At 48.9% G+C, this 25,976-nt stretch carries 16 protein-coding genes; 11 read left to right on the forward strand and 5 right to left on the reverse strand.

Annotation, left to right across the window (positions count from 1 at the left end; translation table 11 throughout):
• The first annotated feature begins 194 nt into the window (after positions 1-194).
• From BN1360_RS07985 to moaA, 7 genes are all read left to right on the forward strand, one after another.
• Positions 195-5,273 (forward strand): BREX system ATP-binding domain-containing protein, encoded by a 5,079-nt coding sequence (locus tag BN1360_RS07985; RefSeq protein ID WP_068779346.1) that lies wholly within the window; start codon positions 195-197, stop codon positions 5,271-5,273.
• A complete protein-coding gene (locus BN1360_RS07990; RefSeq protein WP_068779347.1) occupies positions 5,270-5,923 on the forward strand; it encodes a response regulator transcription factor in 654 nt (217 codons plus the stop codon). The genes BN1360_RS07985 and BN1360_RS07990 overlap by 4 nt, the downstream gene beginning before the upstream one ends.
• A gap of 416 nt (positions 5,924-6,339) precedes the next feature.
• Positions 6,340-6,540 (forward strand): cold-shock protein, encoded by a 201-nt coding sequence (locus tag BN1360_RS07995; protein WP_068779348.1) that lies wholly within the window; start codon positions 6,340-6,342, stop codon positions 6,538-6,540.
• A gap of 93 nt (positions 6,541-6,633) precedes the next feature.
• Entirely contained in the window at positions 6,634-6,843 is a 210-nt protein-coding gene (locus BN1360_RS08000) for a cold-shock protein (RefSeq protein WP_068779349.1), read from the forward strand.
• Between the two features lie 217 nt (positions 6,844-7,060).
• A complete protein-coding gene (locus tag BN1360_RS08005; protein WP_068779350.1) occupies positions 7,061-7,840 on the forward strand; it encodes an AAC(3) family N-acetyltransferase in 780 nt (259 codons plus the stop codon).
• Between the two features lie 71 nt (positions 7,841-7,911).
• Positions 7,912-8,355, forward strand: a complete 444-nt coding sequence (locus tag BN1360_RS08010) for a molybdenum cofactor biosynthesis protein MoaE (protein ID WP_068779351.1) — start codon at positions 7,912-7,914, stop codon at positions 8,353-8,355.
• A gap of 40 nt (positions 8,356-8,395) precedes the next feature.
• Positions 8,396-9,412 (forward strand): GTP 3',8-cyclase MoaA, encoded by a 1,017-nt coding sequence (moaA, locus tag BN1360_RS08015; protein WP_068779352.1) that lies wholly within the window; start codon positions 8,396-8,398, stop codon positions 9,410-9,412.
• Between the two features lie 91 nt (positions 9,413-9,503).
• Here moaA and BN1360_RS08020 read toward each other — a convergent pair whose 3' ends face one another.
• Positions 9,504-9,821 carry a winged helix-turn-helix transcriptional regulator gene (locus tag BN1360_RS08020; protein WP_068779353.1) on the reverse strand — a complete coding sequence of 106 codons (318 nt, stop codon included), beginning with the start codon at positions 9,819-9,821 and terminating at the stop codon, positions 9,504-9,506.
• Between the two features lie 546 nt (positions 9,822-10,367).
• Positions 10,368-11,588, reverse strand: a complete 1,221-nt coding sequence (locus tag BN1360_RS08025) for a peptidase (RefSeq protein ID WP_068779354.1) — start codon at positions 11,586-11,588, stop codon at positions 10,368-10,370.
• A 263-nt stretch (positions 11,589-11,851) separates the two neighbouring features.
• Between BN1360_RS08025 and BN1360_RS08030 the strand changes: the two genes are divergently transcribed.
• The 3 genes from BN1360_RS08030 (at position 11,852) to BN1360_RS08040 (ending at position 21,812) form a co-directional block, all read left to right on the forward strand.
• Positions 11,852-12,937 carry a threonine aldolase family protein gene (locus BN1360_RS08030; protein ID WP_068779355.1) on the forward strand — a complete coding sequence of 362 codons (1,086 nt, stop codon included), beginning with the start codon at positions 11,852-11,854 and terminating at the stop codon, positions 12,935-12,937.
• Between the two features lie 236 nt (positions 12,938-13,173).
• Positions 13,174-17,370, forward strand: a complete 4,197-nt coding sequence (locus tag BN1360_RS08035; RefSeq protein WP_068779356.1) for a polysaccharide lyase family 8 super-sandwich domain-containing protein — start codon at positions 13,174-13,176, stop codon at positions 17,368-17,370.
• 62 nt (positions 17,371-17,432) lie between these two features.
• On the forward strand, positions 17,433-21,812 hold the full coding sequence (locus BN1360_RS08040) for a polysaccharide lyase family 8 super-sandwich domain-containing protein (protein ID WP_229520916.1): 4,380 nt from the start codon (positions 17,433-17,435) through the stop codon (positions 21,810-21,812).
• Positions 21,813-21,904: 92 nt separating this feature from the next.
• Here the strand turns inward: BN1360_RS08040 and BN1360_RS08045 are convergent, their stop codons facing one another.
• Positions 21,905-23,284 (reverse strand): Glu/Leu/Phe/Val family dehydrogenase, encoded by a 1,380-nt coding sequence (locus tag BN1360_RS08045; RefSeq protein ID WP_068779357.1) that lies wholly within the window; start codon positions 23,282-23,284, stop codon positions 21,905-21,907.
• A gap of 547 nt (positions 23,285-23,831) precedes the next feature.
• Here BN1360_RS08045 and BN1360_RS08050 point away from each other — a divergent pair.
• A complete protein-coding gene (locus tag BN1360_RS08050; protein ID WP_195714244.1) occupies positions 23,832-24,062 on the forward strand; it encodes a hypothetical protein in 231 nt (76 codons plus the stop codon).
• Positions 24,063-24,121: 59 nt separating this feature from the next.
• On the opposite strand, the gene arcC is transcribed toward BN1360_RS08050, so the two are convergent.
• The gene (gene arcC / locus BN1360_RS08055; RefSeq protein WP_068779359.1) at positions 24,122-25,081 is read right to left on the reverse strand and encodes a carbamate kinase; all 960 of its coding nucleotides are present in this window, start codon (positions 25,079-25,081) and stop codon (positions 24,122-24,124) included.
• A complete protein-coding gene (locus tag BN1360_RS08060) occupies positions 25,063-25,971 on the reverse strand; it encodes an oxamate carbamoyltransferase subunit AllH family protein (RefSeq protein WP_068779360.1) in 909 nt (302 codons plus the stop codon). Before BN1360_RS08060 ends, arcC begins: the two co-directional genes overlap by 19 nt.
• Positions 25,972-25,976 lie beyond the last annotated feature (5 nt).

Below are 25,976 nucleotides of genomic sequence, written 5' to 3' on the forward strand. Positions count from 1 at the left end.
GCTTTGCAGTGAAAAAACATTCAGGCATCATACTTGAGCAGGCAAGGGACAGGGAAGGCAGGTTATCTCATTGGGGACTGCCTTCTTTGTTGTATATATTATGTTTCATCAACACGGTATAGTTCAGGCGAATTCAAATGATATAATGATTAATATTTCCCAGAACAAGGAGAGGTTACAGGGAGGATCGTGAAATGATCGAGTTACCGGGCTACGAAACCATCGGCAAACTGAGCGGTAATGAGGAGGTTGTGTTGTACCGGCTGCGTCGTTCTTCGGACGGACAATATGTGCTTGGCAAGACCACTTGTGACGAATATCCGCAGCAGCTGCTCATCGACTCCTTCCATTACGAATTTGATCTTCTCCACAAGCTGGACGGGAGAGGGACGGCGAAAACCTACGGGTTGCAAATGCTGAAGAATCGGCCTGTTTTGCTTCTGCACGACGATGGGGGCATCACGCTTGATCAATTTCTGCACTCCGGCAGCGAACCTTTGGACTTAACAACTTTTCTCGAGATCGCTATAGAAATTATTCGATCTCTGATGATTCTTCAACGCGAGAATATGACACTTCATGAGATCATTCCCCTCTATATCTATGTAAATCCGGCTGCCAAGTCCGTCAGATTCATCGATCTTCGCTTATGCTCATCCGGCCTGAATCAGAGTCCGCTCTCGTCAAGAAGCCGCCCTGAATCGGTATTGCCGTACATGTCGCCTGAACAGACTGGCAGAACGGGGACAAGACCGGATTTCCGCACCGATTATTATTCATTTGGAATCACCTTATATGAACTGTTATCGGGCAGCTTGCCCTTCGATCTTCAGGATGTATCGAATATCGTCTATCGCCACATTGCCCGCACGCCAGAACCTTTACATCATAGGTATCCCTCCATCCCGGTCGCCGTATCGGATATTGTCACAAAATGCATACAGAAGGCTCCCGAAGCCCGCTATTCCAGTGCATATGGGATCAAATACGATCTGGAAGAGTGTCTGTTCTGCTATCAAACCTCCGGGAAGATCGATTCACTGGTTCCAGGCAGTCATGATGTTCCAGAGCGATGGAGCGGCTCCATAGGTTACTATGGACGGCAAGCGGAGCAACAGCAGCTTTTGGCCGTATTGGATCAGGTATCCGATGGAGCGGCACAAGTAGTATGGGTACAAGGGGAGTGGGGGATTGGAAAGACATCTTTTGTCCAGAGGACCGTGGCGGAGCATACATCAAATGAAGGCTTCTTCGCCCAGTCCCGGTCAGCCTCGAATCCGGCTGCATCCCCTTTTGACGTATGGATACAGCTTATCGATGATTTACTTAATCGGCTGTTCATGGAGAGCAAAGTGCAGATTGAGGTCTGGAGGCTGCGTATTTTAGAAGTATTGGATGGTTTGGGTCAATTGCTGATTGATCTGGTCCCCAGACTTGAGCTGCTGATCGGCGTGCAGCCTTCGGTGCTGCCGTTGCCGTCGTTAGAGGCGCAGCAGCGGCTCCATATGCTGATGAACCGATTTATTCAGGTATTCGCGCAGCAGGGCCATCCGTTGATCTTATTCATGGATGATCTGCAGTGGATGGATGAAGCTTCGCTGCAATATCTGATCCATTTATTAAATAATCCCGAATTAAAGCATACGCTAGTTGTCCTCGCTTGCAGAGAGATGGAATGCTCAGCAGCGGCAGCGGATTCTGCAATGCTTCTGCAAGGTCGGCTGAAGTCGGCTTACTTGAAGAGTAGTACTGTTCTTCTACGCGGGCTTGATCCGGTCGATATAAGACAATTGCTCAAAGACAAGCTCCAATATGAGGCTTCCGAGGATGAACGGCTGGTGCGCACTTTATTCTACAAGACGGGAGGCAACCCGCTGCTCCTGCAGCGCCTTTTGCAGGACTTGGTTGCGGAGAGAAGAATCTTTTTTGATGAGGAGACTCGTGGATGGCGCTGGGATCTGCTATATATCACGGGCATGAGCGTACCGGGAAACGCGAGCTCTTACGTGGCGGATAGAATGAAAGCCCTCTCGGAGGAACATGCCGGTATATTGGGGCAGGCGGCTTGTCTTGGGAACAGTTTCAGTCTGGAGCTGCTCAGCCTTATCACTGGACGGACGGCGGAGGAATTTAAAGAGATGCTGGATTTTGCCATTCAGGAGCATTTCATTCTTATTTCCGAGTATGGGGCGGGATATCAATTTCTAGATGATGACGTGAGACAAGAAGCCTATAAGTTACTTCCCGAGGCCGAGCGTCAAAAAATCCATTTGCGATTCGGCCGATATTTAGCGGGACAGCTGCATCATGGAAATGAATCAGAGGTATTTCCAGCGGTGAATCATTTGAACAAGGCGCTGGAGCTGCTTGATGAACCCTGGCAGAGAAGGCAGGCAGTGGAACTGAACCTGCAAGCAGGTCTGAAGGCCAAGCAAGCTACGGCCTATGAGACAGCGCTAATTTACTTGCGTAATGCGTCCGGTATGCTGACAGATGAGAGCTGGGACTGCGATTATGTACTGACTTTTCAAATTTATCGTGAAAGAGCAGAAGCTGAGTTTCTCTGTGCTCACGTCGAAGAGGCAGACCAATTGTTCAGCTTGCTGCTTCATCATGCACAGAGTTCTCAGGATAAGGCGTATGTATATATGATTAAGCTCCAATTAGAGGCTTCCCATGATCATCATGAAGAGGTCATATCTCTGGGCATGAGAAGTCTGGAGTTACTGGGGGTGAAGCATGCTTTTGAACCCGGCACCATCGGACTCATCCTCCGCCTTTTAAGGGTGGGCCGGATGCTGCGCCAGCATTCGCCGAACACTGTGTGCGAGCTGCCGGCTATGACAGATGAGGTGCGCAAGGCGGCTATGACAATACTGGTATATACGAGTAATGCCAGCTTCCATGTGAATCAGAAGGGTTGGGTCTCCTCCATCTGCACGATGATTGAGATGACATTGAACGATGGAATAACCCCGGAGGCCTCCATCGGCTTTACGGGATATGCGCTGCTGCTTCACTTTCAATTTAAACGGGATGAAGAGGCTTTTAAATGGGGGATGATGGCCTGCCGGTTAGCGGAGCGCTACCCAGTCCTCTATTCCAAGGCGCTTACTTCCTTTTCCCTTTGTATGGATAGCTGGCGCCAATATGATCCGGGATTGCTTAATACTTTTCGTGAATACGCCGGGAAGGTTGGGCTGGAGTCCGGGGATTTGTGGCAGGGGAATCAGAGTGTGCTAATTAGTGGGGCGATGCTGTTGATCTATGGACATCCGCTTGGGGATATCTATGAGAGACTGCTGTTGCACTCCGGGGACTTTCTGAGGCATAACAACAGCTACCATCTGAAGCAGATAGCGGTATTTACCGCGGTGCTTGCCCGTTTGACAGGTTATCGATCGGCAAATGACCCTTTTGCGTCAATAGATATAACTAGCGAAGAGTTTGTCCAGCTCGTCCATGGCGATGAGTTCCATATCATTCAGGAGCTGGTCTACATCTATCAATACCTGGTCGGCTATATTCTGGGGGAATATCAACAAGCGGAAGAGGCGCTGGAGCAGGCGGCGGTTATTGCGAAATTCCGTTTGAAAAAGTTCGATTATATCATCCAGGATACTTATGAATCATTAGTGTGGGCTCAGCTATATGAGCAGGCGTCTGTAGCTAAACAGCGACAATATAGGGCAGGTATCCGCCAACGGCTGAAGAAATTGAAGAAGTTCGCCGATCGCTGTCCTCAAAACAATCTGCACAAATATCAGTTGGTCAAAGCTGAATTGGATCGAATCCTCGGTAAATGGCGGCAGGCGGAAGAAGGGTATGAGCAGGCAATCGGCAATGCACGAAGCTACAGCCATATCCATGATTTGGCTATAGCCGCAGAGTGTTACGGACGATATTGGCTCCGCAAGGATAGAGTGCAGTTGGCCAAGCATTATCTGTTGGAGGCTTATGAAGCATACAGTAAGTGGGGAGCCGCTGCCAAAGTGACCTCTATGGAACAGCAATATGGCTATTTGCTGCATAGCAGACGACAACAGGGCTTGGAGAATATCGATTATTTATCGGTGATGCAGTCGGCGCAGGCGATATCCGGAGAAATGGAAATGAACCGTCTGCTTCATAAGCTGATGAGCATTATGCTGCATAATGCGGGTGCAGATTTAGGAGCGCTCCTATTTGACCACAATGGCAGATGGGTGATTGAAGCCTACGGAAGCCCTGAGGATCTCCGGATCGAATCGATCCCGTACGAAGAGGACTCGGCGCTGATTCCGGCAGCTATTATCGGCTATGCGGGCAGAACCAAAGAGGAGATCGTGCTTCATGATGCTGCAAAAGAAGGGATGTTTGCGCGGGATCGCTATGTCCGCGAACAGGGACTGAAGTCGGTCATATGCTTGCCGATCATGTATCAGAATAAAATGGTCTGTCTGCTCTATATGGAGAACAGATTGTCTACCGGTGTTTTTACCCCGGAGCGGCTTGATATATTGAAGCTGCTTGGCTCGCAATGTGCAATTTCCATTGCCAACGCCGGACTGTACACCGGGATCCAGATGCTTAAGGATAGTCTGGAGCAGCAGGTTGCGGAGCGAACCAGCAGCCTGGAGCAATCGATGCATGAGACCGCTGTCGCTCTGGCCGAAGTGTCGATCTATGAGGAGCGGAATCGAATCGCCCAGGAGATTCATGATATTGTCGGTCACACGCTTACTTCAACTATTTTGCAGATTGAGGCGGGCAGGCGGTTGTTCTTCAAAGATGCTGAGGCGGCTTCAGAACGTTTGAAGGAAGCGCAGGAGCTGGTCAGGCATAGTCTGAATGAAATTCGCGGAGCTGTTCATATGCTGAAGGAGGACAAGCATGCTGATTTCCTGCCGATTCTAAGGCAGCTGATTCGTGATACGGAGCGCAATACGGGAGTTGTAATTCATGCCGCCATTTACGAACCGCCCGAGTTATCCCAAGCTCAGAAGAAGACGATCTATCATGCTTTACAGGAAGGGCTGACAAATGGAATTAGGCATGGAGGAAGCACGGAGTTCCATTTTAGCCTGCGGACAGTGGGCTCTAACATCGAGTTCAAGCTTAAGGACCAAGGTCAAGGGGCGGAGCAACCCAAGATGGGCTTTGGACTGAAGGCGATGAAGGATCGGGTCGAGCAATTGGGGGGAAGCCTTGCCGTTAATATGAAGTTGAATCAAGGCTGTGAAATCGTGATAAATTTGCCTTACGCCTCGCGTTGGATTGGAGAGAAGGTATGAAGAAAATTTCAATAGTGATTGCGGATGATCAGATGCTGACGCGGGAAGGCTTGCGGACGATTCTGGATCTTGAGGAGGATCTTGAGGTTATCGGTGTAGCCAGAAATGGTCAGGAGGTCTGTGAAATGGTGGATACCATGCGGCCGGATCTCGTGTTGCTCGACATTCGTATGCCGGTCATGGATGGTATTAGTGCGCTCAAGCGAATCAAGCAAAGTCATCCCGATGTATTTATTTTGATTCTGACTACTTTTATCGAGACGGATTATATTGTCGAAGGATTGGCCAATGGGGCGAGCGGGTACATGCTGAAGGATATGGATGCCGATAAAATGATCGCTTCCATCCGTGATACGGTATCCGGACAATTTGTTCTTCCGGCAGCCGTCGCGGCCAAGCTTGCGATACGAATGAGTCGGTTTAATGAGGAATATGAGCAGTGGCAAAGATCGACCTTGGAGCATATTAAGCTTACGGAGCGCGAGGAAGAGCTGGCTCACCTGATTATCAAAGGCTTGAATAACCGAGAAATCGCAGATGCATTGCATATTGCCGAAGGTACAGCCCGGAATTATATCAGCAATCTGTACAGTAAGCTAGAAGTTGTGGATCGGGCGCAGGCGATCGTCCGCCTTCAATCCATTATTTGATGGACTAAACGATCCAACAGGAGTATTCTGGAGTATATATAGGGGATTTGGACGGTGTTGGCGAATCTTTTTACAGAATCAGGTATATTTCCGCGGGTCCCCGACTATATTATAAGAGTGTGTTTCAAGCACACGAGTTTCAAGCTTTAAAATGACCTCAAAACGGTTCATATAGTTGTTACAGGTGCTAAACATAATAACTTGAATCATTCTTTACAGGGAACAGGTAATAAATCCAAATTAGTACAGTTGCTTATTTAAGCGAATTGAACTATAATGAGAGTAATTGGAATTTTGGCCTGAACTCACATATTGTAGAGGGTTATGATTTTAAGTGCATAGCCTTGTGCAATATGTGATTTTTATTATTTAACGAATATAGAGGTCATATAATTAAATTTTTGGAGGTAATATTCATGGAAACAGGAACAGTTAAATGGTTCAACGCAGAAAAAGGCTTTGGTTTTATCGAGGTTGAAGGCGGCAATGACGTATTCGTGCATTTCAGCGCGATCGTTGGCGATGGCTTCAAATCTTTGGACGAAGGCCAACGCGTTGAGTTCAACGTAGTTCAAGGCAACCGTGGTCCACAAGCCGAGAACGTTGTTAAGCTGTAAGCTTATCTAAAGATAATATGCCCCAGACGTACCAGTTTGGGGCATTTTATTTTATCAGCTAATCATTCCAGATGAGAAAGAGAGGGATGCTTCGTGTACAACTCGAGAAAAAAGCAAGCGGAAGAAATTCCAGAGGAGATTACGGCCATTTGGTCTTGCACGAATGATGATTGCAACGGTTGGATGAGACGCAACTTTGCTTTTTTGAATCACCCTACTTGTCCTCAATGTGGGTCTACCATGGCGGAAGATGAGCGGATGCTCGCAGTATTGACCAATACCAGCTTCAATCATCACGATTAAATGAAGTAAGCTAGGAAACATGGGGTAGATAGCTAATATGAAGAATCTTTCTATATGAACTGACGCTCGGTACAATGCCGGTGTCAGTTTTTTGTTATCCGTATATTCCTTATTTGTCAGGATGATCAGCTGTGAGCTTATGGCTTGTCATTACAGGTGTCTAGGGTATAATGGGCCATAATGGTCTTGCATCACTATAATGGGAGGCTTAATGATAATGCATACAAGCGACAGTCTGATCCATCAGCTAACGGCGGCCAAAATCGACCGCCAAGGCACTCTGCTCGTGCATTCATCCATGAAGAGCTTGGGTGAAGTCGATGGAGGAGCCGATACGGTGCTGGATGCACTCAGTGAATATATGCGGGAGGGGCTGCTAGTTCTCCCGACCCATACCTGGTCTTACATTAACGCGGATCGTCCAAAGTTCTATGTGGAGACCTCCCCGTCCTGCGTCGGGATTTTGCCGGAATTGTTCCGGGCGCGCGAGGGCGTGATTCGTTCTTATCACCCGACACATTCGGTGGCGGCTTTGGGTGAGGATGCGGCTGAATTCGTAGCCGGGGCCGAATTATGCGATACACCTTGCCATAGAGAATCTCCATGGGGCAAGCTGTTGGACCGTCAAGCGACAATTATGCTTGTAGGTGTTGATCTAAGACGCAATACTTTTATTCATGGAATTGAGGAATGGGTAGATATTCCCGGTAGAATTACGGATAGTCATGAGCAGTTATTCGTTGTGCTTGGTGATGGAACGGAGATTCCGGTACCTTCACGACGCCATTACGGGCTGCCATGGTCCGAGCATTTCTGGAAGGTAGAGAAGATTCTTGAACGGGAAGGCGCGATCCGCAAGGTCAAGTTCGGTGATGCTGATACCTGGATCTGTGATACCGTGCAGATGACAGCCATACTGACGGAGATGCTGCGTGAGAATCCGGATTTATTCTCGGATAATGAACCGCTTGCCGGTGAGCTGATCCACTTGCCCTGATCGGGAATCTGGCTTCATAATGATAATGTATCTAATATCGACGTAACGAAAATATCAAGCGAGGATTTATTATGAAGCAATATGAAATTGTCGAACAGCCGATAGAGGCTCAGCCTTATATCGATTACGTGCTTCATCCTGGGGCAGGCGCGGTAACGGTATTTACAGGACATGTCCGCGAGTGGACGCAAGGGGTTAGAACGAAATATCTTGCTTATGAGGCCTATGTTCCCATGGCCGAGAAGATGCTGGCCCAGGTTGGCGAAGAGATCGAGCAGAAGTGGCCTGGTACAAGGGTTGCGATTGCCCATCGTATCGGTCAATTGCAAATCTCTGACATCGCGGTAGCTATCGCGGTCTCTTCTCCTCATCGTAAGGCGGCCTATGAGGCGAATGAATACGCAATTGAGCGTATCAAGGAAATGGTACCGATCTGGAAGAAGGAAATTTGGGAGAATGGCGAGGAATGGATCGGTGATCAGCGGAGGAGTCCGGAGCCGAAGGAAACTCCTTGATCCATCTGAAGCTTAGCTATACAAAGAAGGTGAAGCAGCTATGAAAACAGAGCCGATGCAGGATCAACTGCAAAGGCCGATTAGGGATTTGCGGATATCTGTGACCGACCGCTGTAATTTTCGCTGTACCTATTGTATGCCTAAAGAAATCTTTGGCGATGATTACAGGTTCCTGCCCAGCGAAGAGCTGCTCACCTTTGAAGAGATCGTCTTAGTTGCAGAGGTATTCGCTTCTCTCGGTGTTCGTAAGCTCCGCCTGACGGGTGGCGAGCCGCTGTTGCGCAGCCATTTGCCATCGTTGATTGAGAGACTGTGGCAGATCGACGGGATTGAAGATATCGGACTGACGACAAACGGTCTGTTGTTAGGACGATATGCAGACTCGCTGATGAATGCCGGACTGCGCCGTGTGAATGTGAGTCTGGATGCGCTTGATCCGAAGCTGTTCGGATATATGAATGGACGAGGTATTGAGCCTTCACGCATTCTGGACAATATGGAACATGCAAGACGGATCGGATTGCAGGTGAAGGTGAACATGGTGGTGGAAAAGGGCTTGAATGAGCAGGAGATTTTGCCTATGGCCGCCTACTTCAAAGCGCGCGGAATCAAGCTCTGCTTCATTGAATTCATGGATGTTGGCAATGATAATGGCTGGAGTATGAAGAAGGTCGTGACCAAACGGGAGATCTATCATCTGCTGGCTTCACGATACGAGTTGGAGCCGCTGGAGAGCAATTACTTCGGAGAGGTTGCTCAGCGGTATCAGTATAAGGATGGATCGGCCGAAATCGGCTTCATCACCTCGGTATCGGAATCTTTCTGTTCCACCTGTACCCGTGCCCGCCTCTCTTCGGAAGGCAAAATCTACACGTGTCTCTTCGCTTCGGAGGGCTTCAATCTGCGGCAAATGCTGCGCAGCGGGGCTTCCAGAACCCAGCTAACCCACGCAATCCGCGATGTATGGTTGTCGCGGCATGACCGATATTCCGACGAACGTACCGAACAGACAGCACAGACCCGCAAAAAAATAAATATGTCCTATATTGGCGGATAATAAGAAGAGCAATCCTCCTCATCTCCCTTGGGAGACAGGCTGGATTGCTCTTGTGTGTTCAACCAGACTGATAAAATAAACGGTTGATCGGTCAGTCCAGTTCAACCCAGCGCGTCGCCCACTGTTGGATATCATCCATCAAGGGGGCAAGGTCACGGCCTTTATCAGTTAATGAGTATTCTATACGTACGGGCTTCTCCGGATATACAGTGCGGTGAATGACACCTTCTGACTCAAGCTCTCGCAGCCGGTCGGACAACACTTTACCGCTCAGATTGGGCAAAGAGTTCTCGATATCGATAAATCGCTGCGGTCCGTCCAGCAGTCGGTATACGATTAATGTAGACCAACGTTTGCTTAGTAGTTCAATAGCTCGGTTAAATCGGGGGCAAAGCTGCGGCATTTCCATCGCTATCACCTCTTGTTAAGCATTATACATCTGCTAAATAAAATTAACAAGATAACTTTTCGTAACTAATATAGTAGCTAGCGGATAAATTGTAGAAATATATTTACTTACATAAAGTAACCATAGACGGCTTTGTTGCAGCTCATTATTACGAAACCGCAAAGTCATAATACGCAACAAGTGTTGTAAAAGAACTGTAAAGAGTCCGCAGGATTCATTAGTGTTATACTAACAGCACCGTTTTTGTGATCCGCCCTCCAAATAAAGCTTTTAACCGCACTCAACTTAAATTTTTCAGTATACGAATAAAATGTCTGTCCTTTTTTAGCCATAAAAATCCCCTCCAAGTGTCACTCAAACCCTCATTTTAACATGAAGGTTTTTTGGAGTGCCTACTTGAAGGGGATCATACCATATATGCAGGTTTTTCTATCTTTCAGGGGGAGTCATCAAAAGCTGTATTTTGCAGGAATTTAGTCAAGAGCATCTCGAGCAGCTAATAATCCGTACCGTGTTCAGATAGATACTGTTAACCGAACGAAAGATTTATTGAGCGGCTGCAGTATTGTTATCCGGAGTAACAATAACAACTTCCGCGTTCGTAATACCTGGGAGAGACTTCGTCATGATTGGCGAGTGGTATACGACCACCTTCATGCCGTCCTTCAATTCCATATCATCGCCTGCTAACGGGAGGATAACGGTCTTGTCGGAGATGTTCAGAATGATGTCATTCTCCGTCTTATCGTCAGAGCCAACGTTGAGGTAGACGCGGCCTTCGCCAGCCCGTTCCGAATTTGTAATGGTGCCTTCTGCTTTGACCGCTTGAGCGGCTTTGACAACAATCTTATCGGCATGGGTTTGACCAGGGTAGCTCATCGCCATTATATTGCCGTAGAAGGCATCGATATAGCTGTTTTCTTTTAATGCATCGGCAGTTAATACAGCGCCGTTCTCATCGACGATAACGGTATCTTTATCCACATGCAGCATGACATAATTAGTGCCACCATGCTCCATAGGGTTGCCGATCACAGTGATCGTTTTTTCATTCTTGCTGATAATAATTCCGCTTGTACCCGGGGTCAGATCAGCAATCTCATCTGTATTTACCACCAGATAATTAGTGGTTGACTGAGCAGGTAAGCTCATTGCAACGGCAGGGCCGTAAAATGCTTCCACACTCATACCGGCCTTGATATCGCCAGCTTCAATAGCCTCATGGTTTTGATCGAGAAGGGTGGCCTTTGGATCAAGATGAAGGATAATCTCATCGTTATAACCGCCGTAGAGATCAGTTCCTTTCACGAAGATGCTTCCATCTTCAGTCACTTCGGAGACCGTACCTTGGATAGCGCTGAAGTCACGGTCTTGGACGACCAGGGTCAAGGCGGTTCCGCGGGCTGGCAAACTCTTGGTGATGTTTGGTCCATAGAAAGCTTTAACTACTTTCTTATCATCGATAATGGACTTCAAGGCAACGGTTTGGCCTTTTGCATCGACGATCTTGGTATCTTTGGTGATCGAGAGAATGATTTCGCTTTGGTCGGTTGCAGCCAGACCACGGCCGGTTACAGTAATGAATTTGCCTGTTTTATCATTAACGAAATCGGTGATTTTTCCCATTGTTCCAGGTACAACCTTGGCTTGAGTGATAGCAGTCTCATTAACCGGCGTTGCTGCTCCTTGCTGAGCAAAAGCGGCTGTAGGCAGAGCGGCCATAGCCAGGATCGTTGCGGTTGCCAATACTTTAAATGGTTTGTTCATCAGTATTTCCTCCTAGTTCTATGTGTAGGTAGTACGCACAGCTTGATGATTGCCGATATGGCGTGTCTTTGTTTGCTGTTTTCGTCTTTATAGACGGAGGTCGTTAAGAAATGTTGCAGATAAAGTGAAAGTTTTCATAAGGGCGTGATAGCGGAAAGCGTGGGGAATGCTGTTTTACAGCGCCTCTACATGTGGTACTCTGAAACAGAGAATTATCTGAATTGAAGGGGACAGAACGGTTATCACGACAAGGAGGCCCACCTATGACAATGGATCAAACGATCGGATCTGCGTTCAACAAGACTGCCTATCGGCTCTCGGGTCATGGCCCAAGAAATATAGGAATGCTGATGTCAGCCTTTCACGACATGGATGAGAATACAGACAGCGATATGTATGGCAAAGGAAAGCTTATTGAACAGTTTCAGGCGAAAATGGCCGAATATTTGGGCAAGGAGAGCGCTGTGTTCTTCCCTAGCGGGACGATGGCCCAGCAAATCGCTTTGCGAATCTGGTGTGACCGGCAGGGGCTGCGAAAGGTTGCTTACCATCCACTCTGCCATTTGGAAATTCATGAGGAAGACGGCCTCAAGCAGCTGCATGGAATAGAACCGATCCTGCTGGCGGATCGAAGCCGCTTAATTACTTTGGACGATGTAAAAAATATAAGCGAGGATGTTTCCTGTTTGCTTTTAGAATTGCCGCAGCGGGAAATCGGCGGACAGCTGCCGGACTATGCGGAGCTTGAGGCAATTTCAGCATATTGTCATGAGCAGGGAATCAAGCTGCATCTGGACGGGGCCAGATTGTTCGAAATTTTGCCGTACTACGAAAAGACTGCGGCGGAGATTTGTTCTCTGTTCGATAGTGTATATGTTTCTTTTTATAAAGGGCTTGGCGGTGTGGCTGGAGCCATTCTGGCCGGAGATACGGAGTTTACAGAGGAGTCGAAGCCTTGGAAAAGACGGCATGGCGGCGATTTAATCAGCTTGTACCCTTATATCCTTAGTTCAGATTTCTATTTCGAGCAAAGGATCGGCAAAATGGAGCAGTACTATCAGGGGGCCAAACAGCTGGCTGAACGGTTTAATCGTTGCCCGCGAACGGCGACAGTGCCGGAGGTCCCTGTTTCAAACATGTTCCATATTCATTTTGCGGCGCCCCAAGCGCAGGTTGAGCAGGCCCTGATCGATCTGTATGAAGAGACCGGGATCGGCATCACCTCAAATCTCCGAGCGATAGATGAGAACGCATGTTATACGGAAATCAACGTTGGAGATAAATATGCGGAGCTGTCCTCAGAGCAGGTCGAGGCCGTATTTTCATTGTTAAATCGGAAGTTCAATTGACTTGGCGATGCATAGTTCTTAAGAATCAGAACAAAGCAAACCCACAGCGGATGATGAATTCATTAGCTGTGGGTTTTTGAGATGTTTTCCACATTTTTCCGAACCATACAATAGGTTGAAGTCAAAATTGTCCGTGAATGGGTAAAAATTCGCCATGTATTGAGGTTGAGCATTGAAACTATGATGAAGTACAGTACTAAAATAATAGCTTGCATGGTGAAAGGGGGAATTTCGAGTTGAAAGCGCTTTATAAGAGGATGTCGGTGGTGTTGATTGTCGGAATGCTGCTTCAGGTGCTGATTCCCGCCGGGCTGCTTATGACCAAAGTGTCTGCGGATGGGGGAGCCGGGGATAATCTCGTTCCTAATGGAGGCTTTGAAGATGTGGTGCATACAACGGATGCATCCTGGATCGGCGGCTTGAAGCCGAATGGTTGGGGGGCCTGGCTGGCCAGTAAGAATGGTAAGGTGTCTGTCACTGATGCGGTCTACCATTCAGGTGCTTATTCTGTACAGATCGAGCACACGGGCAGTGATAGAACGGGGCTGTCTATCAATGTACCGGTATCGGAAGAAGGCAACTACAAGCTAAGCGCCTGGATCAGGACGCAGGATGTTGTATCCAGCGGCGGCGTATTTGTCAGAACTAATTTCTACCGGAGTGTCAATGGGATGGATGGCGCTACGAAGGATGATAAGCTGGGAGACGGACCGGTAACGAGTAAAATGGCGGGTACCCATGATTGGACTTTACAGCAGGTCGTGGTGCCCGTTCCGGCCGGAGCCCGGTACGTCAGGTTAGAGCCGTTCTTCGAGACAGGCACGGGAACGGTATGGTTCGACGATGTGAAGCTTGAACGCTGGGGGGGAATTACAGGATTGGACCTGCAGCCCAAATCGATCTCGCTGCATCAAGGGGATACAGCTATACTGACACCCGTGATTACACCACAGGATGCGGCAGGACAAACGCTGATTTGGACATCTTCCGATCCGAACGTAGCGAGTGTGGATGAGGGTAATGTTACAGCTAATGACTATGGGACAACAACGATCACGGTTGCTACAGCGGATGGGCTCATCCGGGCGGAGGCTTTTGTAACGGTAGAATCAGCTGAAATGCTGGATGGTTATGATGCACTCAGACAGAGGTGGCATACCAAGCTGATCGGTGGAGAATCGATGGATATGAGTGATTCCGATGTAAGGAGTTACATCGACAATTTGTCGAACCGGATTTCCAATCCCCAAGCAACCGGCATCTGGGACCTGATGGACAAGACACCGGGCGCACAGAATCTATGGGTTGGCGGCATCTCCCGTGATAATACCGATTCAGCAGTGATCACGAAGGCTTATACGATGATCAAGGATATGGCAACGGCCTATTCAACAGAGGGGACAGCGCAATACAGCAACCCTGCTCTGAAGGATGATATTATCCTGGCTCTGGATTGGATGAATGCCTATCAATATAACGAGAGCAAGAAGATCGTTGGCAACTGGTGGGACTGGGAGATTGGGACTCCACAGGCCCTAATGGATATTCTCGTACTTATGTATGACGATTTAAGCGAGGGGCAGATTGCTAGAAACCTGAAGGTTATCGATACATTCGTACCGGACCCGACCAAGCGGGTGCAAAACGGGAGTGTAACCGAGACCGGTGCAAATTTGCTCGACAAAGCGTTGGTCGTTGTATTGCGCGGTGTTGTCGGGAAGCAGAGCTTCAAGATCGAACAGGGAGAAAATGCGATATACAGCGAGCTTCAATATGCTAAAAAGGGCGATGGGATCTATGAGGACGGCTCTTTGATCCAGCATACGAATATTGCTTACACAGGATCTTATGGAGGCGTCTTGATCGGTAGAATGGCCGATTTATTATATCTATTTAACGCATCTCCTTGGGAGATTAACGATCCGCGAGTAAGCCATGTGTATCGCTGGGTTGAGGATTCCTTCGAGGCGTTGATTTATAAAGGAGCCATGATGGATAACGTCAGGGGACGCAGCATTTCGCGGCAGAGTGACTCCGATCATCTGACCGGACGTGCGATTATCCGTACGCTGGCGCGGCTGGCAGAGGACGCCCCGGCGGAACAGTCCATCAAGATCAAGAGCATGATTAAGGAGTGGGTGCAGTCTGATACTACATTCTCTAACTATTATGAAAATATGCCCGTTTATGAGATGAATCTGATCAAAGCGATCGCCAATGATTCTTCAGTGGCAGCGCGCGGAGAACTGGTTAAGCACCAGAATTTCGCGGCGATGGATCGGGTTGTCCATCTGCGTAAGGACTATGGTTTTGCGCTTAGTATGTTCTCACAGCGAATCTCGGCTTTTGAATACGGCAATGGCGAGAACAAGCAAGGCTGGTATACCGGCATCGGCATGACCAGCTTATACAACAACGATCTGTCGCAGTACAGCAATCAATATTGGCCAACGGTAGATATGCTCCGCTTGCCGGGAACGACAACGGACGGCTATGCGCCAGCTCCTAAAGACTGGGCGTCCTATTACAATCCGCGGGCTTGGGTCGGTGGCTCGACGCTTGATGGTCAATTCGGAGCAAGCGGCATGAATTACTCACTCAAGGACAGCACGGGAAGCGATCTGCAGGGCAAGAAGTCCTGGTTCATGTTCGACGATGAGATTGTAGCGATAGGTTCAGATATTTCAGGGTCGGCTAACCGTAAGGTAGAGACGATTGTAGAGAACCGGCAAATAAATGACAGCGGTTCCAATAATCTGGTGGTTGACGGTCAGGTGAAGCCTGCCACGCCCGGCTGGGAGGAGACGCTGAAAGGAATTAGCTGGGCTCATCTGCAAGGCAATGTTTCAGGTGCGGACATCGGATACTATTTCCCGGAGACAGCGGACATTGACGGGAAGCGAGAAGCAAGAACAGGGTCCTGGAAAAACGTGAATAATGATGGCTCAGCAGATCCAATCACAAGAAATTACCTAAGTCTTGCATTCGAACACGGCAGCGCGCCAAAAAATGGATCCTATGCTTATGTATTATTGCCTAACAAAGGGGTAGCAGAGACGGAGCAATACAGTCTGAATCCTGACATTGAGATTATGAGTCAATCGAGTCAGGTCCATTCTGCTCGGGATAAGAAGCTGGGGATTAGCGCATTTAATTTCTGGGAAGCAGGCAAGTCGGAATTCGTTCGGGCTTCTGGTCCGGCTTCTGTGATGGTAAAGGAGGAAGGGAATAAGCTGACTGTATCCGTGTCAGATCCAACACAAACTCAGAACAAAGTTTTAGTTGATCTGGGTAAGGTTGTACTCAAGGAATTGACGAAGGATCCGTCCGTGACCGTTGTACAGACGGAGCCTTATCTTAAGCTGGAGATCAATACACAGGACTCTCTTGGCAGAAGCTATGAGATTCAATTCGAATATGATCCGCAGCAAGCTCCGGAGTTGGAGGGGGAACCTGAGGGCCCGGGACAAGTCGAGAAAACGGAGGTTTATGTCAGCGAGGATGCTTTTGTACAAGAGGGTGCAGATGTTAATACGAACTTCGGCACTCGCAGCTATATGGACATTAAGAATGGTACCGGGAGTTATCTGCGCAAAGCCTTCCTGAAGTTCGATATGAGCGGAATTCCTGCTGACCGCGAGATTGAATCTGCCCAATTGTTTATATATGGCGGGGTTAATGACAGCCGTACACAGAACGCGGGAGTAAGTGTTCATGCAGTAGAGAGCAACAATTGGAGCGAGACTGCACTGACATGGAACAACATGCCGGCGATAGGAGCCTTGCTTGAGAAGATTTCGGCAGATAAAGAGTATCAATGGCGGCAATTCGATGTCACCTCCTTTGCCCAATCGCGGTTGAAGCTGGATGGACAGATGAGCCTGGCTTTGCAGGGAGATTCAGATTTGACGGTTACATTTAAAAGCAAAGAAGGCGATGGCGGGATATATAAATCTTACTTGGAGATTACTTACAAGCCGAATGTTCCGGTGTCAGGGATTAGCTTAAGCAGTGAACAGGCTGTACTAGTAGCGGGTGAATCGATAAATCTGAAAGCGGCGCTTGTCCCGCTTAATGCTACGAATAAGGAGCTTGCCTGGAGTGTCGATCGCAGCGACGTGTTGAAGCTGGAGGCGAATGAATCCGAGGCAATGATCACGGCATTGCAGCCGGGCAGGGCCAAGGTCACGGTGACTACGGCTGATGGCAAGCTGTCCGCAGTTTGCGAGGTTCAGGTGGTTCTCTCGAAGACCACTGGGGACTTGAACGGAGACGGGAAAGTAACGGTTGGTGATCTGGGCATAGCCGCTGCCAGCTTTGGCAAGAACAGTGCAAGCCCGGATTGGGAAGCAGTTGAAGCAGCGGATATAAATGGGGATGGAGTTATTGATTCCGCTGATTTGAAGTGGTTTGCTGACCAGATACTGCAATAACCATGAAGGTGGGGGACTGGGAGTCCCCCGCATAACTTATCGAGGGAGGGTGTTATGCCATCGTGTGGAAACATAGAATAAAGCCTATCGTCCTTGTGTTGATGATTTCTTCGCTTATTTTTGCGTCTTTCCCAGCCGCACCGGCTTCAGCCGGACAGGCGGATGAGTTCGGGACGCTGCGAACTAAATGGTTCAATTATTTGACTGGGGGTACCGGGCTGGATTTGAACGATACGGATATCAGCAATGCAATTCAAGCCAATGTCCAGAAGGTGACTAATGACGCTAAAAACGGGGTATGGGATACGCTGGTTAAAGATCCGGGCAGGGCTTATCTATGGTCCGATTATAAGAGTACTACGGACTCCAGTCATATTACCAATTCGTATAATAGGCTGAAAGATATGGCGATTGCTTATGCAACTCCAGGCACAAACTTATATCAGAATGTGGAATTAAAAAATGATATCATTGCCGGTCTGGATTGGATGTCCAGCAATCGATATAATCCGCAAAAGGCTACTTATAACAACTGGTGGGATTGGGAGATCGGGGCTCCGCTGTCCCTGGCAGACATTATGACTATCATGTATAACGATCTGTCTGCGCAACAGATTGCTGACTATGCGAGCACAATTGACCGATTTATACCTGATCCAAAGAAGCGGTTAATCGGCTCGCCGGGCCTGGCAGAGACGGGGGCCAATCTGCTGGATAAATCTCTGGCCGTTCTCCTGCGAGGGGTGCTTGGCAAGGACGAGCCATCCATCCAGAAAGCACGGAATGCCATCGGCTCGGCCTTCCCCTATGTGACGAGTGGAGACGGCTTTTACGCTGACGGATCATTTATCCAGCATAACAATATCGCCTATACGGGCAGCTACGGCAGTGTACTGCTTGGAGATATATCGAAGCTGCTAACGATCCTGGATCGTTCTCCTTGGCCGATTGAGGTTGCCGATTTCGAAAATGTGTGGAAATGGGTGACCGATTCTTTCGAGCCCCTCATTTATGACGGACACATTATGGAAATGGTCAGCGGCCGTGCGGTATCCCGTTATAACAACAATACACGGGGCGCGGTATGGACGATTCTTCGTCTGGCCCAATTTGCTCCACCTGAACAGGCTGCCTATTACAAGAGCATGGTGAAGGAATGGGTAGCGTCGGATACGAGCATGACCAACCCGTACGAAGGTATGCAGATCAGGGATATTGTGAACTTCAAGCAGTTGCTAAGTGATTCCAGCATTAAGCTGCGTGGCGATCTGATTACACATCGTCAGTTCTCGGTCATGGATCGGATTGTTCATTCAAGACCGGGATATACGCTAGGAATCAGCATGTCCTCTTCCCGGATTGCCAACTTCGAGGGGGGAATGAATGGGGAGCATACACGAGGATGGTATACCGGTGAAGGTATGACCTATCTGTACAACCCGGATTCAGATCAATTTCGCAATGCGTTCTGGCCAACGGTAGACTCTTATCGGATGCCGGGAACGACCTCCGACGGTTTGCCGAGAACAGCGATCAAGACAACAGGGAAGACTTGGGTTGGCGGTTCATCGCTGGACAATCAGTTTGGAATAGCCGGCATGGACCTGGCCCCTCCTGGAAGTAATCTGACCGGGAAGAAATCGTGGTTCATGTTCGATGATGAGATCGTAGCGCTTGGAGCCGGCATCACTACTCCCGATGCGCGTAAGGATGGACGTCAGGTTGAGACGATCGTCGAGAATCGAATGGTCAATTTGGCAGGCACGAACCCATTAACTGTGAATGGACAAGCGATGCCAACCCAATTGGGATGGTCCGATACATTGAAGGATGTCAAATGGGCGCATCTGGAAGGAACGGCGAAGGGGGCGGATATTGGCTATTATTTCCCTGAACCTACCGATGTAGGCGCACTGCGCGAGGCGAGGACCGGCTCCTGGAAGGATGTCAACTCCACCGGCCCGATCGACCCGATTACACGTAATTACGTCAGTCTGGTTGTAGAACATGGTGTTAAACCGACCGATGCCGGTTATTCCTACGTATTGTTGCCATCATTTGATACGGCGGCTACGAAGGCATATAACGATAATCCGGATGTTCAAGTGCTAAGCAATACCTCGCAGATCCAAGCCGTACAGGAGAAAAAGCTTGGCATCACCGGTATGAATTTCTGGCAACCGGGTGAGATGAACGGTGTGCGTGTATATCAACCGGCTTCTGTGATGGTTCAGGAGCAGGGCGACGAATTGACGCTATCTGTATCCGATCCGACGCAGACCCAATCGAAGCTGAAGGTCGAAGTCGCCGCTACTTTGTTGCAGGAGATCAGCAAGGACGAGACGGTTAAAGTTCTGCAGAAGGCACCGACGGTTCTGCTTGAAGTTAACACTCAAGGCAGCAAAGGGAAGAGCCATGCGATCAAGCTGAAAATCGACCCTGATGCGGAGACGGAACTGCCGGAGGAAGGGGCGCTCGAGCCTGATGCGGCAGCCAAGATCCGGATCAATGTATCCGAGGATGCATTTGTAAATGGCGGAAAGAATGCGGCTTTGAATTATGGAACCAACGGGTATTTATTAATTCGTAACGGGAGCGGGGATTACGACCGCAGGGTGTTCCTGAAGTACGATCTTTCGCAAATTGTAGATGATATTGAACGGGTTACGCTGAATGTATATGGAAAGACCAATGACAGCAACGGCACCCAGTCTGACATCGGTGTATTCGAAATTCGCGATGATAGCTGGAAGGAGCAAGAGCTTACCTATAACAATAAACCTGCACCAGGCGCCCGCTTGGATCTGCGAACCATCGCATCTCCCGACCAATGGTGGAAATTCGATGTATCGCCATTCACCAAGGAGAAGCTGCAGGACAATAAGATCGTTAGCGTAACTCTGCAGCAAGTCGGCAAGGACCTGAGCGCTGAGGTTCGCAGTCGCAAAAGCGAGAATGGAATCTATCAGTCTTATCTGGAGGTGCTGCTCAAAGATGCCATTGCACCCATAACGAAGGTTCAGATTGAAGGCGAAGCGGAGGCCGGAGAGGAGCATTATAAAGATGTAAATCTACTCTTCTCTGCTGAAGATAATCTGAAGGGCTGGGGCGTCTTGCGAACTGAAGCCCGTGTAGATGGCGGTAAATGGCAAACAGTCAAGGATGGTAAGCTGCTTATTCAAGGAGAAGGGGATCACATCGTAGAGTATCGTTCAATCGATAAAGCGGGCAATACGGAACAGGCGCAGCAAATTGCCGTGTCTGTTACACGCCCAAGCGTCGATTTGAAGGGGCCGCATGAGCTAATCTCAGGCGATCAACTGATCGTGAGTTACGAAGTTAATACCTCGAAAACGGACTTCTACTCCCATCATGTGGTTCTCAGCTATGATGAGAGTGTGTTGCAGTTCGTATCGGCTGAATCCTTGCAGCAAGGAATTGTTATCCTGGATACGCGTAAGGAAGAGGGACAAGTTCAGCTTGTGATTGCCGGGGAAGGTGTAGCGATCCAAGGCAAGGAAGACATGTTAAAGCTCACCTTCAACACGAAGAAGGTCACATCGCCAACCGAAGGTGCGTTGAAGGTGACCAAAGCCGTATTGGGCAATCTGTCCGGGGAGGAGATCGATGCGGCTCCGGCAATCCTAAACTTTTCGTTGAAGGACAAGAAAGACCCGAATCCTGGTAATGGCAACGGGAACGGCAACGGTAATGGCAACGAGAACGGTAACGGTAACGAGAACGGTAATGGTAACGGTAACGGTAACGGAAATAGCAATGGCAATGGTAATGGAAACGGCAACGAGAACGGAAATGGCAATGGCAACGGTAATGGAAACGGCAACGAGAACGGAAATGGCAACGGCAACAGTAACAGCAACGGGAACGGGCCAGGAAAGGAAGTGGCTTTGAAGGATACGGCGGGCCATTGGGCTGAGAATATGATTCGCCAAGCCATAGAAAAGGGTTTGGTTCAGGGTTATCCCGATGAGACCTTCCGGCCGAATAAGCCGATTAATCGTGCTGAGTTTACGGCATTATTAGTTAGAGGCTTGAATCTCAAGGAAGAAGAGGAGCTTACATTCAAGGATACGGATCAGCTTCCGGAATGGGCGAAGTCCGATATTGCCAAAGGAATCAAGAGAGGTTTCATTAGTGGATTCCCGGATCACACGTTCCGGGCCACTCAAGCAATTACGCGTACTGAGCTTGTCGTCATGGCCGCCAAGGCATTGAACAAGCCCGCGCCGCTACAGACGGAGTTAACATTCTCCGATGCGGGAAGCATTCCGCCATGGGCACAGGGCTGGATCGCGCTAGCTGTGAACGAAGGCCTGGTCCAAGGCCGCGGCAACAACCGCTTTGCCCCCCAAGATGTGGCTACCCGCGCTGAGGCGTTGGCTGTCGTAATGCATCTGTTGGAGGCTCAGGGGCAGAAATAACCGCATAATTCAGGTAATAGGAAAGGTCGAGTTCAGGGGTGAAGGGATGCCCCAAGCTCGACCTTTTTAATTAAATATAAGCTTGATAAAGTCTAGAACAGCTTCCCTTGGGCATAGAGAATCGTCGATATTCGCATAATGGCATGATCAAAGCAAGTCTGCCGCAGCGATTTGTTCGAATTGAAATAGAGGGGATAAACCTTGTCCATCGTCATGCCCATTTTACAGTGAAGCTGCTCAAATACTTCCGATTCGCTATAATATTGAGTCTCGCGCCCTTGCAGCCATTCGAAATAGGATACGATTACCCCGCCAGCATTAGCCAGGATATCCGGAATAACCAAGGTTCCTTTAGCCGCCAATGTATCATCGGCTTCGCCGGCGATAGGGGCATTTGCCCCTTCGACAATAATCGGTGCCTGTACCTGTTCAACATTGTCTGTTCGAATCTGATCCTCCAAGGCGGCTAAAATAAGTACATCCACATTCAGATATAGAACGGCTTCCCGCTCCAGAATTTCAGCCTGGATGTCGGCTTCGCCAATTTGCTCCTTGGTAAAAGGAAGATCTCCACGATTGGCTGCTGCGTATTTGGCGAGCGCTGGAATGTTCAGCCCATCCGGATTATACAGGGTTACATTGCGATCGCTGACCGCAACGATGGTACTGGTTATGTACTGACAATGATAAGCTTCGGTGGCCGTAACTGAACCTACATTGCCGAAGCCTTGTACAGCCAGAGTGATCGGCCGATTCCGGCAGCTCAGGGCAACTGCAGCCTGTTGAGTCCGGGACTGCGCCAGCTGTTGATGATTCTCCTGCAAGTAGTCATGAAGCAAATACCGAAGAGTGTAGTAGACTCCTTTGCCGGTTGCTTCTTTCCGACCCAGGGAGCCTCCATTAAGCACGCTCTTGCCTGTAAAGCTGCCCAAATATGGCTTCCCGTAATGAATGCTTTTATATTCGCTCATCATCCAATCCATCTCCCGCGCGCTGGTTCCAACGTCAGGGGCGGGGATATCCTTGTCCGGGCCGAGGATTTCATTAAAATATTGTACGTATTTCGTACAGATTTGATAGAGTTCCTTAGTGGAATAATCCCTTGGATTGATAGCAACACCGCCTTTGCCGCCGCCAAAGGGAACTTCATGCAGAGCGTTCTTCAACGTCATGAGGGCTGCGAGATTAATTACCTCGGCTTCATTTACGGATTCATGGAAGCGGATGCCGCCTTTATAAGGCCCCAGCGTGTCATTATGCTGCATACGAAAAGCCGGAATGCGTTCAATGACGCCGTTCTCCCGGGCTATTCTGAGGTAGGATTTATGAATATGGTTAGGGGTTGATAGAATAGTGATGAGCGAGTGAATCGCTTTATCTCTTGCATCATCTTTGAGCTCAGGCAGGAAATTGGGCTCATTCAGCAGGTTATGTAAGGATTTCTCAATGATGTCGGTTGTCTGTTTAGCCATAGCTTCGATCACCTCGAGGTTTATTTTGAAACGTTCTAAATAGGGGCTAACAGCGGTTTGAAAACAATGACACCTCCACTTTCTGCTTTTTAGAAAGTACTGTATATGGCTGGTATACCTCTAATCGACAGAATCGTCAATGCAAGGTACCAATATTATACAATAAATTTTGAAGTTTTTCCTGCACATCGAAAAAATACGGCAAGTTGCCAATAGGGCATTAACACCCTGAAATCGTATAGTTAGCGTGAATACTAAGTAGTAGACTTTCTTCTAGTTTGCGGCAAGATCCCGGTCATAGCATGGGAATCGAGAGTTTTATAGTCGCTGGGCATCGGCTTCTGCTGCTGAGTGGATGAGGTTGGATGAAGATATAGTGAGCATGGCAACAGCTCGAATAGAGAAGGAAGGAAATTAACCAATGGATAATAGTGCTAAGATCGCAAGAGGGACTCTGGAGTTGGCGTGAATCGGCGTATAGACGGATTGAAAGGGAATAAAGAGCAGGTAGCAATTGCCTGTTCGTGAAGCATTCCATCAAGTTATCGTGGCGGCTAGAAACAAGGCTTCGTCTACCGGACTGGCCAGCAAATCAACGACGGGTGAGTGGCAAGCGCCAGATCACAATAGAAGGACTAAGGGAGAGCGGTCTATTCGGAATAGCAACCCGGCTCAAGCGAACCGGGCAGCTGTGCGGATTCCTCTGTTATCGGGAGAGAAGACCGACAATGAATACGTTCATATAAGCTTGAAATACGCTGCGAGAAGCAAATATTGACTATGTTCAATTCATAATACCCTGGTTAACAACACGTGACGTAGGGAAATTATGGGGCATTAATTGCAATGAATTAGATTTTCTTGTGTGATCCGTGTACCTGCTTTACCTTCCAGCGCAAGATCGGCCTGATCCAGTGAACAGATGATCGCAGTTCCGCCATTCTCGGCGAATCGAATCGCGGATTCCATTTTAGGACCCATGCTTCCGGCGCTAAATTGACCTTCCGCAGCATATCGCTGGGCTTCGGATAAGGAGATGGTTCCAAGCGACTTTTGCTGCGGTTTTCCATAGTTCACATATACGTTCTGAACATCCGTCAGAATCATAAATACATCAGCATTGACGTCGCAGGCTAGCTGATATCCGCTGCGATCCTTATCGATGACCGCTTCCACGCCAGACAAGGTTCCATCCGTTTGACGGCATACGGGGATTCCTCCGCCCCCCGCAGCAATAACAATGGCCCGACTGTCGGCCAGTGATTGGATAACATCTGCCCCGAGAATGGATTTCGGCATCGGAGAGGGGACCACACGGCGCCAGCCACGGCCCGCATCCTCTTTCACGATCCAACCCTTCTCGGCAGCCAACCGCTGGGCTTCATCCTCCTGGTAGAAGACGCCAACAGGTTTGACTGGATCCAGAAAAGCAGGATCGTCTTGGGAGACTTCTGTCAGGGTGAGCATGCTGACCACTGCATTGTCCAGCCCGCGTTTTTGCAGCGCATTCTTCAGACTTTGATCCATCATGTATCCGATGAAGCCCTGGGATTCCGCGCTGCACACATCAAGCGGGAAGGGCGGAACGACTGCCTTGGCTTCCTCTTGCTGGCGCAATATATTGCCCACCTGCGGGCCGTTGCCATGGGTGACAATCACTTCATAGCCCTGCTGAACAATTCTGGCGATAATCTCACAGCATTGACGTACATTCTCTAATTGATTCTCATAGGTAGCTTGCTGCTTGGGTTGAAGAATAGCGTTGCCGCCAAGCGCAATCACGACTTTCTGTGCCAAGTGGAATTCCTCCTTAGGATCAACATACCCATCAGTATGCCAAATGATGTATCCAGACCTGAGCTATGACCAACGCACAGAAGCTCTCGGGTCCGCTTTATTAATTCCTCGCTATCGTCCAAGGCAAGGGTGTTCAATACATTGGATATTACGGAACTGAACTGTCCTTGCAGCGCATATTTCAAGTATTCCCGGCTAATATCTGTAGTGAGAGCTTCCTTCTCCACCAATGTAGTTAAATGGAGCCGGAAGTGTTCTGTAAATCCTCCAGTAATCGTGTCTACAGCGAGCATCCCGGCCAGCATGTCATCTCCGGCTGGGGTCAGCCCGTTGCCGCGACCGATCCAGTATCTGAGGAGCTTATCGATTTGAGGCAAGCGTTCGCTCCGGGCTGCATCCATGAGTTGCAGAACCCTCTGTTCATGTTCTGACCAGGAAGGTTCTGCGGCATTGCTCAAGCGATCAAGGAAATCGCTCACCCAAATGCCTGTGCCGGTATGCTGGTTATGCGCGCATAATTCGGATGCAAATGCATTTAGACCAGACCGCAGGGACAGCGCTGCAATGGGTCCCATCTTCGTGTCAAAAGCCTGATGAGGATCGAGCTGAATGGCAAATGCGGAAAAGAGGAGAATAGATGCCTCTCTATCATAGAGAAATGGCTCTCCCATACGAAGTAAGGAGATGAGCCGAGGCACCAGCTCGTCCTCCAGATGGATGCCAAAGGGGAGTTCTCCGTTTTTCCTGCTGCCGATGAAGATCAGCCTGTCCCCGCAGCGAATATTCCAGCCATTTTTAAAAATGCTGTGCACATAACCCGGTTCGTCCGTTTGAAGGAGAGGGGGGACAGTCAGACTGTACGCCCCGCTCGCTTGTATGAGAGGTTCCATTTTGC

It is taken from the genome of Paenibacillus sp. GM2 (assembly GCF_900069005.2).
Taxonomy (GTDB): Bacteria; Bacillota; Bacilli; order Paenibacillales; family Paenibacillaceae; genus Fontibacillus.

What these genes read in the sequence shown, in the direction of transcription:
- BN1360_RS07990 (WP_068779347.1), top strand. Translation starts at nt 5,270, where the DNA reads ATGAAGAAAATTTCAATAGTGATTGCGGATGATCAGATGCTGACGCGG.
- moaA (WP_068779352.1), top strand. Translation starts at nt 8,396, where the DNA reads ATGAAAACAGAGCCGATGCAGGATCAACTGCAAAGGCCGATTAGGGAT.
- BN1360_RS07985 (WP_068779346.1), top strand. Translation starts at nt 195, where the DNA reads ATGATCGAGTTACCGGGCTACGAAACCATCGGCAAACTGAGCGGTAAT.
- BN1360_RS08060 (WP_068779360.1), bottom strand. Translation starts at nt 25,971, where the DNA reads ATGGAACCTCTCATACAAGCGAGCGGGGCGTACAGTCTGACTGTCCCC.
- BN1360_RS08045 (WP_068779357.1), bottom strand. Translation starts at nt 23,284, where the DNA reads ATGGCTAAACAGACAACCGACATCATTGAGAAATCCTTACATAACCTG.
- BN1360_RS08025 (WP_068779354.1), bottom strand. Translation starts at nt 11,588, where the DNA reads ATGAACAAACCATTTAAAGTATTGGCAACCGCAACGATCCTGGCTATG.
- BN1360_RS08010 (WP_068779351.1), top strand. Translation starts at nt 7,912, where the DNA reads ATGAAGCAATATGAAATTGTCGAACAGCCGATAGAGGCTCAGCCTTAT.
- BN1360_RS08020 (WP_068779353.1), bottom strand. Translation starts at nt 9,821, where the DNA reads ATGGAAATGCCGCAGCTTTGCCCCCGATTTAACCGAGCTATTGAACTA.
- BN1360_RS07995 (WP_068779348.1), top strand. Translation starts at nt 6,340, where the DNA reads ATGGAAACAGGAACAGTTAAATGGTTCAACGCAGAAAAAGGCTTTGGT.
- BN1360_RS08030 (WP_068779355.1), top strand. Translation starts at nt 11,852, where the DNA reads ATGACAATGGATCAAACGATCGGATCTGCGTTCAACAAGACTGCCTAT.
- BN1360_RS08005 (WP_068779350.1), top strand. Translation starts at nt 7,061, where the DNA reads ATGCATACAAGCGACAGTCTGATCCATCAGCTAACGGCGGCCAAAATC.